Origin of the sequence: Gluconobacter sp. P1D12_c, from assembly GCF_018812105.1 — a bacterium.
GTDB classification, from domain to species: domain Bacteria; phylum Pseudomonadota; class Alphaproteobacteria; order Acetobacterales; family Acetobacteraceae; genus Gluconobacter; species Gluconobacter oxydans_A.
In genome coordinates this window covers 1-478 of the sequence record NZ_JACSIQ010000397.1, presented here as the reverse complement: position 1 = coordinate 478, position 478 = coordinate 1, and the positions used below count along the sequence as shown (strand labels likewise).

General features: G+C 59.2%; 1 protein-coding gene. It reads left to right on the top strand.

Going from position 1 to position 478, the window contains the following annotated elements; translation table 11 throughout:
• Positions 1 to 478, top strand: a 478-nt coding sequence (locus KP705_RS17345) for a plasmid recombination protein (protein ID WP_215765177.1), incomplete at both ends; no start/stop codon positions are given.

The window sequence follows — 478 nt, the reverse complement described above, 5'->3', positions numbered from 1 at the left end:
AAAACGCCGCACCTGTCGGCCTACGTGGTGCCAAAAGACCCCGATACAGGCCGCCTGAATTGCCGCCGGTTCCTCGGTGGTGCCAAGGCCCTGAACGAGATGCAGACCGACTTTGCGCGAGTTGTGGGACGCCCTGTCGGACTGGAACGCGGCATCGAAGGAAGCAAGGCCACCCACACCAAGCTGAAAACCTACTACGGGGCGCTAGAACGGGACGCACCCGAGCACAAAAACCTGACCCCTGCTGACCTAGAACCGCAGGTGCTCAAGAAGGGGATTTTTACCCGTGTTGTGGAAGACCCTGAGCAGGTGGCAAAACGCATCAGTCAGACCGTTCAGCAGCATTATGAACCTGCCGTTCAGAGCGCCACAGTTGCCCGCACAGCGACCACACGGGCCAAGGAAGACAGAGAGAGCCTGAAACAGCTTCAGAGCCGTCTGGAGCCTCTTGTGAAGGCTCTGAGGGATATTCCGACCC